Annotated in this window: 18 protein-coding genes and 1 pseudogene; 7 read left to right on the top strand and 12 right to left on the bottom strand. The window is 70.4% G+C overall.

The features are described from left to right. Positions 1 to 169: 169 nt before the first annotated feature. From ACIOJE_RS40335 to ACIOJE_RS40385, 11 genes are all read right to left on the bottom strand, one after another. Positions 170 to 412, bottom strand: coding sequence for a hypothetical protein (locus tag ACIOJE_RS40335; protein ID WP_280674325.1), 243 nt, complete (start codon positions 410 to 412; stop codon positions 170 to 172). 439 nt (positions 413 to 851) lie between these two features. Next, the gene (locus tag ACIOJE_RS40340) at positions 852 to 2,111 is read right to left on the bottom strand and encodes an alpha/beta hydrolase (protein ID WP_400783551.1); all 1,260 of its coding nucleotides are present in this window, start codon (positions 2,109 to 2,111) and stop codon (positions 852 to 854) included. Positions 2,112 to 2,268: 157 nt separating this feature from the next. After that, positions 2,269 to 2,976 carry a class I SAM-dependent methyltransferase gene (locus ACIOJE_RS40345; RefSeq protein WP_400783553.1) on the bottom strand — a complete coding sequence of 236 codons (708 nt, stop codon included), beginning with the start codon at positions 2,974 to 2,976 and terminating at the stop codon, positions 2,269 to 2,271. Positions 2,977 to 3,375: 399 nt separating this feature from the next. Next, positions 3,376 to 4,572 carry a methyltransferase gene (locus ACIOJE_RS40350; RefSeq protein ID WP_400783555.1) on the bottom strand — a complete coding sequence of 399 codons (1,197 nt, stop codon included), beginning with the start codon at positions 4,570 to 4,572 and terminating at the stop codon, positions 3,376 to 3,378. Continuing rightward, the gene (gene tgmB / locus ACIOJE_RS40355) at positions 4,565 to 5,509 is read right to left on the bottom strand and encodes an ATP-grasp ribosomal peptide maturase (protein ID WP_400783557.1); all 945 of its coding nucleotides are present in this window, start codon (positions 5,507 to 5,509) and stop codon (positions 4,565 to 4,567) included. The genes ACIOJE_RS40350 and tgmB overlap by 8 nt, the downstream gene beginning before the upstream one ends. Before the next feature lie 10 nt (positions 5,510 to 5,519). Continuing rightward, positions 5,520 to 5,735, bottom strand: a complete 216-nt coding sequence (tgmA, locus tag ACIOJE_RS40360; protein ID WP_400783559.1) for a putative ATP-grasp-modified RiPP — start codon at positions 5,733 to 5,735, stop codon at positions 5,520 to 5,522. A gap of 181 nt (positions 5,736 to 5,916) precedes the next feature. After that, on the bottom strand, positions 5,917 to 6,696 hold the full coding sequence (locus ACIOJE_RS40365) for a helix-turn-helix domain-containing protein (protein WP_400783561.1): 780 nt from the start codon (positions 6,694 to 6,696) through the stop codon (positions 5,917 to 5,919). A gap of 28 nt (positions 6,697 to 6,724) precedes the next feature. Then, the gene (locus ACIOJE_RS40370; RefSeq protein ID WP_400783563.1) at positions 6,725 to 7,252 is read right to left on the bottom strand and encodes a DUF6879 family protein; all 528 of its coding nucleotides are present in this window, start codon (positions 7,250 to 7,252) and stop codon (positions 6,725 to 6,727) included. After that, positions 7,206 to 7,487, bottom strand: a complete 282-nt coding sequence (locus tag ACIOJE_RS40375) for a hypothetical protein (RefSeq protein WP_400783565.1) — start codon at positions 7,485 to 7,487, stop codon at positions 7,206 to 7,208. Before ACIOJE_RS40375 ends, ACIOJE_RS40370 begins: the two co-directional genes overlap by 47 nt. A 124-nt stretch (positions 7,488 to 7,611) precedes the next feature. Next, the gene (locus tag ACIOJE_RS40380) at positions 7,612 to 7,833 is read right to left on the bottom strand and encodes a DUF397 domain-containing protein (RefSeq protein WP_400783568.1); all 222 of its coding nucleotides are present in this window, start codon (positions 7,831 to 7,833) and stop codon (positions 7,612 to 7,614) included. After that, positions 7,830 to 8,675, bottom strand: a complete 846-nt coding sequence (locus tag ACIOJE_RS40385) for a helix-turn-helix domain-containing protein (RefSeq protein ID WP_400783571.1) — start codon at positions 8,673 to 8,675, stop codon at positions 7,830 to 7,832. The genes ACIOJE_RS40380 and ACIOJE_RS40385 overlap by 4 nt, the downstream gene beginning before the upstream one ends. A gap of 316 nt (positions 8,676 to 8,991) precedes the next feature. On the opposite strand from ACIOJE_RS40385, the gene ACIOJE_RS40390 reads away from it, so the two are divergent. The 3 genes from ACIOJE_RS40390 to ACIOJE_RS40400 all read left to right on the top strand — a co-directional run bounded on the left by ACIOJE_RS40390 (position 8,992) and on the right by ACIOJE_RS40400 (position 10,376). Then, positions 8,992 to 9,441, top strand: coding sequence for an ATP-binding protein (locus tag ACIOJE_RS40390; RefSeq protein ID WP_400783573.1), 450 nt, complete (start codon positions 8,992 to 8,994; stop codon positions 9,439 to 9,441). Further along, positions 9,438 to 9,725 carry a hypothetical protein gene (locus ACIOJE_RS40395; RefSeq protein ID WP_400783576.1) on the top strand — a complete coding sequence of 96 codons (288 nt, stop codon included), beginning with the start codon at positions 9,438 to 9,440 and terminating at the stop codon, positions 9,723 to 9,725. The genes ACIOJE_RS40390 and ACIOJE_RS40395 overlap by 4 nt, the downstream gene beginning before the upstream one ends. Before the next feature lie 195 nt (positions 9,726 to 9,920). Continuing rightward, the gene (locus tag ACIOJE_RS40400; RefSeq protein ID WP_400783578.1) at positions 9,921 to 10,376 is read left to right on the top strand and encodes a hypothetical protein; all 456 of its coding nucleotides are present in this window, start codon (positions 9,921 to 9,923) and stop codon (positions 10,374 to 10,376) included. 14 nt (positions 10,377 to 10,390) lie between these two features. On the opposite strand, the gene ACIOJE_RS40405 is transcribed toward ACIOJE_RS40400, so the two are convergent. Next, positions 10,391 to 10,822, bottom strand: coding sequence for an SRPBCC family protein (locus ACIOJE_RS40405; RefSeq protein ID WP_400783581.1), 432 nt, complete (start codon positions 10,820 to 10,822; stop codon positions 10,391 to 10,393). A gap of 102 nt (positions 10,823 to 10,924) precedes the next feature. Between ACIOJE_RS40405 and ACIOJE_RS40410 the strand changes: the two genes are divergently transcribed. The 4 genes and pseudogenes from ACIOJE_RS40410 to ACIOJE_RS40425 all read left to right on the top strand — a co-directional run. Next, the gene (locus ACIOJE_RS40410; protein ID WP_400783584.1) at positions 10,925 to 11,563 is read left to right on the top strand and encodes a formylglycine-generating enzyme family protein; all 639 of its coding nucleotides are present in this window, start codon (positions 10,925 to 10,927) and stop codon (positions 11,561 to 11,563) included. 102 nt (positions 11,564 to 11,665) lie between these two features. Further along, positions 11,666 to 12,184 (top strand): GNAT family N-acetyltransferase, encoded by a 519-nt coding sequence (locus ACIOJE_RS40415; protein ID WP_400783587.1) that lies wholly within the window; start codon positions 11,666 to 11,668, stop codon positions 12,182 to 12,184. Positions 12,185 to 12,229: 45 nt separating this feature from the next. Then, positions 12,230 to 12,934 (top strand): annotated as a pseudogene (locus tag ACIOJE_RS40420) (IS701 family transposase); the annotation flags it as partial. Positions 12,935 to 13,176: 242 nt separating this feature from the next. Next, the coding region (locus ACIOJE_RS40425) for a transposase (protein ID WP_400783590.1) at positions 13,177 to 13,495 on the top strand (319 nt) is incomplete at its 3' end.

The following is a 13,495-nucleotide window of genomic DNA, read 5'->3' on the forward strand; positions in this document are numbered from 1 at the left end:
TCTGGGCGGGGGCGCCGGCTGTGGCGGGGGGCCGGGCCCCCCCCGCCCCCCCCGGGGGGGGGGGGGCCCCCCGCCGGGGGGGGGGGGGGGGGGGGGGGGGGCCCCGGGCGGGGGCGGCCCCCACCGCCGTGTGCCCCGGCAGTGCCGGGGCGGTCTTCGGGGCTGCGCGTCAGCAGCCCGGCAGGGCCTCGCAGACCGGCGCCGTCACGCCGCTGTCCGGCCCGCAGACACTCGGCGCGCCCTGGCGGACGATCGCTGCTGCTGCTGCTGCTGCTGATGCGGCGGCGGTCATTGCGGCGCTGCGCGGCAGACGAGTCCTCACGTGTCCGGTGTCGTGGACCGGGGCCGGGCGCGCGGCACCGGCCGCCCGCTCCCGCCGCCCGGTCGACCCGTCGATGCGGGCACTCGGCATGGCTGTTCCTTCCCCCGTACGTCCTGCCGTCCGGCTGCCCGGCCCGCCGCGCTCCTCTGCTCCGAGGGGCGGTCAGGGCCGGTTGCTCCGACGGCGGTCGAAACTTATGCCACCCGGCCGCCCGGAGCAAAGCGGGATACCGACGGGTAGCCCGCTTCCACTGCCGCTCGCCGTTGGGTTGGTGGGGAAGTTGTGTGCGGGCGTGTCGGAAGCCATGGCCGGGCCGAGGTGGCGGCCGCCGGCCGGCCGGGCGGCTCGCCGATCGACGGGATGCGTACGGTCGGGGATTTCCGCTGCCGGGGCGGGGTTTGCCGGCCCGCCGGCGTCGCCGCCGGCCCTTGTCGCCCTGCGCCGGAGCGGTGGCACTCGCGGTCCCGGGGGTCGCCGATGCCAAGGCTTTCCCCCGGCGGGAATTGCCCGACGCGTCCCCGGGCGGAGGTCAGGCGTGGGTGCCCGGGACGCCGAGTTGCTGGGCGAGCCAGGGGAGGGCCTGGGCGAAGGTGGCGGCGCCGGTCTGCCAGGTGTGCTTGCCGGAGCCGATGGCGGTGGTGGTGCGGATGCCGTCCTTCTTGGCGGCGTCGTTGAGGGCCTTGGCGGACTCGATCTGGCCGTGCTCCTCGTCGCCCTGCCCGAAGTAGCCGGAGACGCCCTGGTACTTGGGGTGGTGGGCGAGGACGGTCAGCGGGTCGTGGGCCGTCCAGGCCGCCGCGTCGCCGCCGTACAGCTCCTGGACGGTGTGGTCCTTGTCGCCGATGGCGGGGCCCTTGTCGCCCGAGAAGTCGCCGAAGTGGGTGAAGACGTTGGGGTGTTCGACGGTGAGGTCGACGGCGCAGGTGCCACCCATCGACCAGCCGGCCACGCCCCACTTGTGCGGGTCGGCGGCGGCGTTGAAGGTCTTCTGGACGAACGGCGGGACGTCCTTGAGCAGGTGGCTCTCGGAGTTGCCGTGCGGGCCGTCCACGCACTCGGTGTCCACCCGGAAGCCGCCGGTCGCGTCGACGAAGACGAGGATCGGCGCGAAGCCGTTGTGCTTGGCGGCGAAGTCGTCCGCGGTCTTGACGGCGTTGCCGGAGCGGATCCAGTTGTCGGGCGCCGCGAACTCGCCACCGATCATCTCCAACGCCGGCAGCTTCGGCCGGTTCTGGCTGCGGAACCACGCGGGCGGCAGGTAGACCAGCTCCTGCCGGTGGGCGAAGCCGCTGGCGGTGTCCGGGATGTCCACCTGGACGATGCGGCCGGTCCTGGTCTTCCCGTGGATGGAGCCGAGTTCGGCGAGCGTGATCTGCTCCGGCAACGGCTGCCCGCTCAGTTCGCCGATCGCGTCGTCGAGGGTCGGGTAGTAGCCGGTGGCGATGTTCACGCTGTTCGCGGCGCAGAACAGCGCCAGCAGCGCGGCCGGCGGCGCGAGGGCGCGGCGCCACCAGCGGGCGCCGCGCCAGCCGAACCCGAGCACGCTGAACGCCGCGATCGCCACCCCGCCCCACAGCCACACCCCGTACGGAATCGGGTCGGTGATCCCGGCCAGGGTGAGCACGCCGACGGCGGTGAGGGCGATGAGCAGCAGCGCCGTCCCGAGGGCGATCGGACCCCACTTGAGCCGCCACGTCCGGTCCCGCCAGCCCAGGGCGGCCAGGAACAGGGCGAGGGCCACGGCCTGGACGGTCCACGGGAACCAACCGCCGAGCAGGGAGACGTTCATCTGGCGGAGGCTAGGGGTGGCAGATGAGAAGCGGATGAAAGGCTGGCAGGTCGCTGGAAGAAGGCTGTGAGAACGGTGGGACGTCGAGCGCTCGTGTGGGCTGCGTGGGAAGTCGACCCGTCCGACGTCCTGCGCAGCCCGTCGGGTCGGTTCCGGGTCAGCCGGCGCGCTGAAAGAGGGCGGTGAGGAGGAAGGGGACGCCGAAGAGAGGGGAGCCGGACGGTTGGGGGGTCATCGGGCGGACTTCGAGGGGCGTGAAGTCGGCGAAGAGCGCGCGGAGCTCGTCCGGCGAGTAGGCGAGCCCGCCCTCCAGTCCGCCGAGCCGGTAGAGATCCTCGTCGGGGCGTTCGGAGCCCATCGCACCGGCGGCGAAGGCGGCGACGGCGAAGTGCCCGCCGGGGGCGAGGACACGGTCGAGCAGGGCCAGGTAGCTGATCCGGCGGTGCGGGGGCAGGTGGTGCAGGCAGCCGGAGTCGTAGACCAGGTCGTACCGGTCGTGGGGCAGTTCGACCTCGAAGATGCTCGCCCGGTGGAACCGCAGGTTGGCGCCGGTTCCGGCCTCGTGGGAGCGCTCCTCGGCCCAGGCGATGGCGGCGGGGGAGAGGTCGACGGCGTCGACGTCGAAGCCGAGCGACGCCAGGTGGAGCGCGTTGCGGCCGGGGCCGCAGCCGAGGTCGAGCGCGCGGCCGGGGGAGAACAGGCCGCGGTCGAGGTAGGAGACCAGGTTCTCGTCCGGCTTGGGCGCGAAGAACGGGCGGTCGGCGGCGCGATTCGCGTAGCAGCCGTCCCAGAAGGGTTCGGCCGGCGGGAAGAGGCCGTCGAGGAGGGCGAGAACGTCCTCGGTGGTGCGGATCGTACGGTTCATGCGGCCGAGCGTAGGTGGTTCGACGGGCGCGTTCGAGCGGCGCAGAACCCGCTGCGGGGTGGGCTGTTGAGGGCTCCGGGACGGTGGCCGTGACGGGTGCTTCGGGCCCTGGCCGGCGTACGGCGGCGACCCCGCCCGAGGCCGGGAAGAGCTGGTTCCGCGGGGCGAGGGGGTGGGCCGGGAAGGGCCCGAAGTAACGTTTCGACCACGGTGGTTCGGAGCGCTCCGAGCCGAGCCGGGGAGCGTCATGGAGCCGCACCCGGCCCAGTCGCCGTCACCGGTGAACCAGTGGAAGAGGACCAGGCGGTCGTCGATGAGGTTGCGGAGGATCGCGGGCCGGGACCGGGCTGGGGAGGCGCGCGGCGTCCTCGAACGGAGGCCTGAGGGCCGCAGAGGTGATCACTCCCCGAGAACGCCGACCGTGTTGCCGGGGTCGTCCAGCCAGACCGTGTTCGTCTTCGGGGTCACAGTGAGCCCGTAACGGTCCAGCCCAGGACGTCCGTTGGACAGCCACGTCGAGGTGGCGGCCTCCAGCTCGGACCAGAGGGCACGTGGGCCGCCCTGGAAGGCGCGCGTGGTGCCGTCGTTCCGACTCTCCAGCACCGCCCATGATCCGTCGGGGTGAAGGAACCACTGCCCCGCGACGCTGTCGGCCGAAAGGCGTAGCCGGGTTGTGCCGGGCATCGTGAGTTGGGCGTGCCACAGGAACGCGGGGTTGTCCAGGGTGTGGGGGTGGACGGCCGTGTCGAGGCCGCCGGCGTCGTCGCGGGCCTGGATGGCGGCGCGCATGAGGGGGCCGATCACGGGCCGCCGGGTCTCGCGGGAGCGCATGAACGAGACGTCGGAGTTGATGAACCGGCCCTGCGCTTCGCCGTCGCCGACGTGCAGTTTCACGTAGCCGTACGCGTCGAGGCCGCCGACCAGCGACACCAGGATGACCCCGCCGGGGAGAGCCTGGGCCAGCCATTCGGCCGGGACACGGTTGGGCGAGTAGGTGGCGATGATCCGGCCGTACGGTCCGCTGCTGTCGGGGTTTCCCTTGGCGCCGTCGCCGACGATCAGGTGGGGGTGGTAGCCGATGGAGGCGAGCCGCTTGCCGTCTGCGGCGGACAGGACGGCGTCGTGCTCCACGCTGGTCACGTACTGATCGCCGAGCCGGGCGCACAGCAGCGCGGTGGAGTAGCCGGTGCCGGTTCCGACTTCGAGCACGCTCACGCGGTCCGGGACGTCGAGGTCTTCGAGCATCCGCACCACGACGCCGGGTAGCGTCGAGGAACTGGTGGGCGTCCCGGTGACGGGTTCGCTGTTCGGCCGGGTGGTGCCGTGGTCGAGCTGGGTGACCCACGTCGTGTTCTCGTAGGCCAGCCGTAGCCACTTCCGTGCGTCGGGGTCCCGGCTGACGGCGGTGTATCGGGTGATGCCGTCAGGGCCGTCCACGGCGGTGTAGAACGTCGGCAGGAAGACATGGCGGGGCACTGCCAGCACCGCGTCCCGCCACTGCGGGGTCCGCAGTGAACCGTCGCGCTCCAGTTCCTCCGCCAGTGTGACGCGCAGCCCGTGCGCCGTTCCCTCGATCCCGTCCAGGGTGTCACTCACCTGTGGTGCCCTTCTCCAGAAGATCCGCGATGGCGTGCGAGATGGGCACGCCGGTCCTGTGCTCGATCCACGACCACTGGCCGTTGGGGTTCACTTCGAGGAAACGCCAGTCCCCGGCCGGCGTCACGATGAAGTCGAAGGCCCCGAAGACGAGTCCGAATTCGCGCATGAACGTGGCCACGCGCTCGCGCACCGGGGTGGGGATGGTCGTCGGCCTGTACGTGAGGCTCTTGTAGTCGGTGCGCCAGTCGATCCGGGCGGCCTCCGACCCGGCATGGATCTCGACGGGAAAGAAGCGGTCGCCGACCACGGTCAGCCGGACCTCGTGCGACTTGTCGATCCACTCCTGGAAGAGGTGGGCGCACAGGCGTACCGAGTCGTCCAGGTCCGCGGGGTCGATGACGACCGTGTCCACGGGCGCGCCGAGGCTCTTGGTGATGACCGGGGCGCCGAGGTCGGCGGCGAACCTCCGGCCCGCCTCGGGGTCGTTGGTGATGATGCTGTGCGGTGGATTCAGCCCCAGGCGCCGGGCGACGGCGAGTTGCCACGGCTTGTGGTTGGCGTCCAAGTCCCGCGCGGGGTGGTTGATCCACAGGCCGGGAAGAGAGACGGCGACACCGACGAAGCCGGCCCGGGACTGGGCGGCGGCGAACCGCCGCCCGGCCTCGGACATGCCGCCAGGCAGTCGGAACTCTTCGGGCCTGCGGAAGTACACGGACCGGACACGGGACAGGTCGAGCGCGCGGTGCCCGTTGTCGAGCACACCGGCCCACCTCCCCTCCAGCGTCGCGGTCAGGGTGAGTTCGGTAGGGAACTCGGCGGTGTCGCAACGGAACACCGGGACGCCCCGGCCGTTCAGGTGTTCGACCACCAGATCCGCAGTCGAGTCGAGCCGGCTCGTGAGAACCAGCACAGCCTCGCCGTCCGGTTCCGTCACCTTGGTTCTCCTAGTAGAAGTCGGTGCCTTCGTCGTTCCTGCTGTCGGAGTTGGTGTTGCTGCTGGTCTCGCCGAGGGCGGTGTGCGCCCAGGGGTTGCCGTCGGACGTGACGGCGATCTGCAGCTCCTGGTCGTACGTGACGCCGGTGGCGTCGGCCGGCTCACTGGTCTGGCGCGCGGCGTAGCGCATGGCGAACGGCTGCCGTTCCACGGAGGCGGTGGTCACGGTGGTCTCCTCTCGTGCCCGATTTCGTTGGTGCTGCCCGCGCCGGGCGGCACCAACGACGGTATGGAGTAGTCGACTCAACACTCAACGTACTTGCGACTTCTTGCGTGGATTCACCCGAGTGCGGCGAGCGCGGAGGCGATCAGCTTCCGGGCCTCGTCGCCGTGTACGGCCATCCCCGTCAACGTGGCGAACGTGCGCAGGTAGTCGGAGATTTCGCGGGGTGGGTGATGCGGAGATAGCCGGAGGTCAGTTCGACGGCGACTTCGGCCTCATCGAACATGTAGAAGTCCTCGACGGGCAGTTGGTGGCGATCGCAGCCGGTGGGGATGATGCCAAGGCTGACGAAAGGGCTGGATGCGGCGCTGATCAGATGACCGAGTTGATCCGACATTGTCTCGGCATCGCTCACGGCGGCGCGGAGAACGTACTCCTCGACCAGCAGGCCGAACCGGTGGCGGCCGGAGAACAGCATGCGCTGACGCTTCAGCCGCGCTTCCACGGCCTCCTCGACGTCATCGATGGGGACACGATCACGTTGGATCGAGCGCAGTACGGCAGCGGTGTACTCGGGCGTTTGCACCATGCCGGGAATGACCCGGCTCGCGTACACACGGAAGAGCTTCGTGCGTTGGTAGAGCGCGGCGACGGACTCCTGCGCGGCCCGCAACCCGGTGCGCTCCATGCGGCGCCACTCGGTGTACATCGACTCGACGGCGCGGGCCGTGGCGATGAGGTCGGGGATCTGGTTCTCGGCGTTGCAGGCAGTGCACCAGGCGCGGAGATCGTCCTCGGACGGAGCGGACTTGCCACTCTGGATCCGGCTGGTCTTGGCAGGATGCCACCTGCACCGGGCAGACAACTCGTCGCCGGTCAGCCCGGCGTCCTTGCGGATCTCGACCAGCCGGTTGGCGAGCGCCTTGCGGGCCTCGACAACGCTGGAGGACGGGGACGACGACATGTGCGAACTGCCCGGTGCCGGTGGTGATTCAGGCGGTGTACTGCGCGTGCGGGACGGCGCGCTCCCAGACCGCCTCGAAGGAAGCGGAGACCATCTTCACCGTGGCCGGGTCCTCGTTGAAGTGATGGCCGGCCCAGTCACCGTCACCGGTGAACCAGTGGAAGAGGACCAGGCGATCATCGATCAGCCAGAGATCGTTGCCCGGCAACGCGAGGTCGGAGGCCATCCGGCGGGGCAGCCAGCGGACTTGCTCGCCGAGCGCGATGTTGTGCCGCGCGGTGATGGCGTGCTCCCAGCGGATGTAGTCGGTGACCGGCTCGGAGACGATCCGAGCGCGGCGCATCACGACGCCACGGGCGACGGTTTCCTTCACCAGCGCGGCCCAGGCTCGGTACTCCTCGGGCAGGTCGTACACGTTCGGCTGGTCCACCGGCAGCCCCGCACGCCAGTCGGCGAAGACCGGATCGTCCATGTAGGAGTCCCGCATCTCCAAATGGACCGCCGATCGCTCAGCGCTCCTCAGCAGCGCGCCAAAGTCCGGCACGTTCTGCGTCATCGCAAACCTTTCGCAAGGCCGGGATCATCCGGACGGGGATACGGACGACGCCCTCGTGGTCCGGGACGCCGATGGGGTGATCAGGAACCCACTCGGTCTCGCTGATGGTGCGGAGCAACCCGGCGTCCGGGAGCCATCCCTGGATGACGATCTCTGCTTTCTCGTCTTCGAGCCACACCGTAGGAGATCCGCCGTTGGGGGTGTCCGGGTCGATCCCGGTGAAACGTAGCGCCATGACTGCCCCTTCCGTGAAGTCGGTTGCGAGTCCCTGCACTTAGCACGGTGTCGTGGACCAGGTGTGGTCGTCAAGCCGGGGTCGGCCCCGTGCTCGGCACGGGGCCGCCCCCGGGCAGCGGAGGTTAGAGAACTGCCGGGAACTCGCCTGCCTGGACACCGACGACGAAGGACTGCCAGGCCTCGGGGCTGAAGCAGAGGGCCGGGCCGTGGGGGTCCTTGCTGTCGCGGACCGGGATGATGCCGGTGATGCCGTCGGCTACTTCGATGCAATCGTCGTTCGGGTTGCTGGCGCTTGCCTTCCTCCACTGGACGGGGAGTGTGGAGGCGACAGGGAAGTGGGTCACTTGAGCATGTCTCTCTTCTGTGTGATGAGGTTTCGCGACTCGTCGAGGGACAGGGCGGTTGCCATGATTTCGTCGAACGCTGCTCGATAGACATCGACTTGGTCCGGGTCTTCAACCCAGTCGCTGCTGAGCATTCCGCTGAGCAGGACCAGGTCGAGATCGCGCTGCCGAAACTCCAGGAGTGCGAACGGCCCGGTCATTCCGGGATGCGGCGGAGCCATGGCCGGCATGATCTGAATCCTGATGTTGGGGAGCCGGCTGAACTGCAGCAGCTTGTCCAGCTGGTCGGCCATCACGCCGGGGGCGGCACTCATGGTCAGGGCTGCCTCGTGAATCACGGCCCACAACTTCAACGGGTTCTCGGATCGAGTGAGGACGGACTGTCTGTTGATCCGGACGTCGACACGTTCTTCGACGCTGGGCTTGTTGATCACGCCGCTGGAGATGATGGCGTGAGCGTACTGACGGGTCTGGAGCAGGCCCGGGATGTAAGCGGACTGGTAGGACTTGTTGCCCACGGCAGTCTCTTCGAGGCGGATCAGATCCGTGTAGAGCGGGTTCAGCTGCTCGTAGCCGGCCATCCAACCGGGGCGGCGCTTGTCGCGGAGGATCTCGACGAGGACCTCCTTGAGTTCCTCGTCGCACTCGTAGAAGTCGAGCAGTGCGCGGACGACGTCCGGCTTGAGCTGGACGCGGGCGTTCTCGTATCTGCTGAGCTTCACCAGGTTGACGCCGTCGACCTGGGCCGCCACGTCTTCGGCTGACAGGTTCTTGAGTTCGCGAAGTCGCCTGAGCTCGGCTGCGATGCGCCGGTATCGCACGGCTGGTACTGCGACCGCCATCTATGTGACCCCTCCAGAGCTTCCAAGACCCAGTGTGCATGGCCTATGTGATGCTTCGCCACTACCTGTGAGGAGTCTAGGGGCGGCACCTTGCCCTCCAGGATGAAAGTTTTCATATTTCATCGACGTGCCTTGCGTTGTCGATGCGATGTGCACCATGCTGTGAGTAACGGATCGCTGGCTGACTGTGAGGTCCGTGTAGGTCGGTGGGCGCGCATTCCGGTGTCTCGTGCTGGGCGCTGCGCTGGTCGCGGAAGCCCGCCGAGTTGGCAGCTCAGTCTGGATCTTCTCCATCCCTCTCGAAGGTGGCGCCGCCATGCTCGAACCGTCTGTCAGCCCTCCCGAGTTCGTGTCCAGCTGTTGGCTGCTGCGCAGTCGGCGGTCGCCGGCGAAGGCCCGACGGGTGCTCTCGCGGCTCCTCGACTCCACTCCCTCCGGCGAACTCTTCGCCGACTCCGGCCTGTTGGTGGTGTCCGAGCTCGTCACCAACGCCGTGGCGCACGGCACTCCGATCGGCAACCGGCTGTGGCTCTCCCTCTCCCTCAGCCCGTCCCGGCTGCGCATCGAGGTGCACGATGCGCGCCGTGACCGCGCGCCGCTCCTCCGTTCGACGTCCGTCGACGACGAGTCCGGGCGGGGCCTTCTCCTCGTCAATCTCCTCTCCGAGCGCTGGGGTTGCTGCCCGCGCCTGCCCATCGGCAAGATCGTGTGGTCGGAGATCGGCTGCGCCGCCTCCTCGTTCACCCCCGTGGAGCGTGTGGCGTGAGCGAGGACCGCCTGGTCACCGCCGAGGTCACCGGTGGTCTGATGCCGCCGACGATCTACACCCTCCTCCCCAAGGCCCTCGACGCGCTCTGGCGCTCCCTCCAGTTCCAGCCCATAAGTCGCCCCCAGTGGCTCTGGTTCGAGCGCTACCTCACCGGCCCGTCCGCCGACCGCTTCGTCGCCGAGTACCTCACCGGTGCGGGCCCGCTCGACCTCCCCGTCGTCCTCCCCGGCTCCCTCCACCATCTGCGCCTCCGCTGGACGACCCCTGTGGATGAATGGTGAGCCGGCTCGCCGATTGGCGGCCCGGCGCCTCGCGTTGAGCGGGCTGCCCGGGCTGCCCGGGCGCGCGGTGGAGCGTTGGGCTGGTCGGTCGCCGTGCTCGGGCTGGGGGCTTGGGCGTGCCTGCGGGTCCTGCCGCTTCTCCCGGCGGAGTGCGTGCTAGCTTTGAACGCGTTCAAATAGCTGCTTGGGGGACTCATGGTGGTGGTGCCGGGGAGTGCGAGATGGCTGGCAGGGCTGGCGGCCTCGGTGTGCCTGCTGCCGTTGGCGCTCGCGGTGGTGGCGTTCGGCTTGCAAGGCTCGATCCTGCACGTGGTCGCGCTGGTCGGCGCCGTCGCCTGTGCGGTGCCGGTGTGCTACCGGGAGCGGGGCCCGTTCCGGGTCGCCTGTGCGGCGGCGGGCACGGTGGTGGCGGTCGCCTCGGTGCCGCTGCTGTTCGTGAGCATCTGGTTCGTGATCGGGTTCGGCGGATGGTTCCTGCTGGCGGACTTCGTGTTCCTGCCGATCGCCGCGATCCCCGCGCTGGTGGCCGCGTTCCAGCGCGCCCGCGGCCCCGAGTACGGCCGGGGGGCGGCCGCACTCGGGTGGTTCGTGGGGGTGCTGTCGCTGCTGGGCTGGTCGCTGGTCACGTTGTACGTGGTGATGGGCCGGTAGTCCGCCCGCTGCCGTCAGCGGGCGAAGCGCTCGCGCAGGGCTGCCAGACCGGCCGTGAACACCCCGTGCACCCGGTCCGTGGACTCCTTGCGGTGCTCGGACTCGACCTCGTAGGTGGCGCTCCACTCCACGAAGCTGGCGTCCAGCGCGGTGACCGGGGTGACCCGCAGCGTCGCCCGGTAGTCGTACAGCTCGAACGTCCCCTCCGGGAAACCGTAGGTGTAGCTGCGGGTCTCCTCGTCGTAGGCGAGCAGCGTCTCGTGCAGCACCACGCCGTCGAACTCGAACACCCGGACCGCCCCGATCGCGTTGCCGGTCAGCTCGTTGCCGAGCCGGCTGGCCGGCAGGTTCGGGTGCCAGCCGCCCAGGTCGTGGAAGTTCCGGAGCAGCTCCCACACCCGCTCGGCCGGAGCCTCCACCACCGTGCTGACCTTCGTGCCTGCCATGGTCGATACCGCCCTCCGCGAGAACGTGCGCCCGTACCGTCCGGTCGGGCACCGTGTCCGTGCCCGCCGGGGCGGGGGCCTACTCGTCTAGGATCGCGGATCATGGACGTGAGCACCGGCATGATCACCGTTCCGTCCGGCCGCGTCACGCTGTCGGACCGTCGCACACAACGGAGTTGGAGCGTCGACCTCGCCCCCTACGAGCTGGCGGCCTGTCCGGTCACCCGCGAGCAGTACGGCGCCGGGGCCGGCGACCGGTACCCCGCCGACAGTGTCTCCTGGTACGACGCCGTCCACTACTGCAACGAACTGTCCCGGCGGGACGGGTTCGCACCGGCCTACCGCCTCGACGGCGAGTCCGTCAGCTGGGACCGCGCCGCCGACGGCTACCGGCTGCCCACCGAGGCCGAGTGGGAGCACGCCTGCCGTGCCGGGACGGACGGCCCCCGCTACGGGCCGCTCGACGAGATCGCCTGGCACCGCGGCAACTCGGGCGAGCGCCCGCACGACGTCGGTGGCCTGCGCCCCAACGGGTTCGGCCTGTACGACCTGCTCGGCAACGTGTGGGAGTGGTGCTGGGACGTGTACGACGCCGAGGTGTACGGCGGCTACCGTGTGCTGCGCGGCGGTGGCTGGTTCGACGAGCACTGGAGCTGCCGCGCCTCCGTCCGCCGCCGCAGCCACCCCACCCTGCGGATCGACGACGTCGGCTTCCGGCTCGCCCGGTCGATCACCGTCTGAGGACGCGACCACCGCCTGAAGACGCGACCACCGTCTGACGAAGCGCCCCGGGGAACCCGGGCCCGGCCGTGGACCGTTGGGGTCTGCATGAACGATGCGCCGGTGTCCCTCAGACCGATCGACGAAGCCGACCTCGGCCACTTCGAAGCGCTGCTCCTCGCCCCCGAGGCGGTGGGCCCGTTCCAGTGGTTCGGGTGGCGCGACCCGGGCCGGCACCGGCGGCAATGGACGGAGAACGGTCTGCTGGCGCCCGAGCAGTCGGTGCTCGCCATCCGCTGCGGGGACGAGTTCGCGGGCTTCGTCGGCTGGCGGCAGGTGGGGACCATGAGCGCCTCCCACTACTGGAACCTCGGGATCGTGCTCCGCCCGGAGTGGCGTGGCCGCGGCATCGGCACCGAGGCCCAATGCCTCCTGGTGGACTACCTGTTCGCGCACTCGCCGGTGGTGAGGCTGGAGGCCGATACGGAGGCGACCAACTACGCGGAGCAGCGCGCCCTGGAGAAGTGCGGCTTCACCCGCGAGGGTGTGCGGCGCAGCGTCACCTTCCGGGACGGCGAATGGCGCGACGGTGTCCTCTACAGTCTGCTGCGTACGGACCCCAGGCCTTGGGGCCGGCCCTAGTAGTACTTCGTTAGGTTGATTTGATCTTGAGGTTCGTGGCGGTGCATGCTGCGGTCTGTGGATCTTGGTGAGGTGGAGAAGCTTCGCGAAGACCTCGGCGACTTCGTGGCCGAGGTCTTCGCGTCCTTGGCGCGTAAGGACCAGCGTCGGCAGGGCGATTGTTATCTGCGCGGGCTGATGCTGGACGGGCGGCGTAAGTCGGTCCAGCCGATGGCCGAGCGGCTGCCGGACGGGAACATGCAGGCCTTGCAGCAGTTCGTCGGCCAGTCGCCGTGGGACCACACGCCGGTGCTGCGGCAGGTCGCCCGGAAGATGACCGCCGCCATCGCGCCCGAGGCGTGGGTGATCGACGACACCTCGTTCCCGAAGGCCGGCGACCAGTCCGTGGCCACCTCGCGGCAGTACTGCGGCGCGCTGGGCAAACGCTCGCTCTGCCAGGTCGGGGTGAGCGTCCACGCCGTCACCGACCAGGCCTCCAGCCCGCTGTCCTGGCGGCTGTTCGTGCCGCCGGAGTGGGACGACCGCGACGATGCCCGCCGCACCCGGACCGGTGTGCCGCCGGAGGTCGGGCACGTCGAGAAGTGGCGCCTGGCGACCGAAACGCTGGATGAGCTGATCTCCTGGGGGCTTGCCCCGCAGGTCGTGGTCGCGGATGCGGGCTACGGCCAGTCGGCGGCCTTCCGCCATGCTCTGCGCGCCAGGGACCTGGACTACGTCGTGGGGGGGGGGGGGGGGGGGGCCCCCCCCCCCCCCCCCCCCCCCCCCCCCCCCGCCCCCCCCCCCCCCGCCCCCCCCCCCCGGCGGGGGGGGGGGGGGGGGCCCCCCCCCCCCCCCCCCACGACGCGCAGCCGCAGGCGCCCGCCTACGGCGGCGCCGGCCGCAGGACGCTGCCCCGCTACCGCACCGACTCCGTCGCCCTGCGCGAACTCGCCACCTCGGGCGGGCGTCGGGTGTTTCGGCAGGTCACCTGGCGTCAGGGCAGCCGAGGCGCGATGCGCTCGCGCTTCCACGTTCTGCAGGTGCGGCCCGCGGGGAAGATCCCCCACACGCTCGCCGCCGCTGACGCCGGCGGCGGCGCCGCGTGGGACGGTGTCCTTCCGGCCGAGACCCTGCTGGTCGAGTGGCCCCGCGGCGCCGACGCCCCCACCGACTACTGGCTGACCAGTCTCCCGCCCGACACCGCGATCCGCCGGCTCGTGCGCCTGGCCAAGATCCGCTGGCGCATCGAGCACGACTACCGCGAGATGAAGCACGGCCTGGGCCTGGACCACTTCGAGGGCCGCACCTGGCGCGGCTGGCACCACCACGTCA

This window comes from Kitasatospora sp. NPDC087861, from assembly GCF_044742585.1.
GTDB lineage: Bacteria > Actinomycetota > Actinomycetes > Streptomycetales > Streptomycetaceae > Kitasatospora.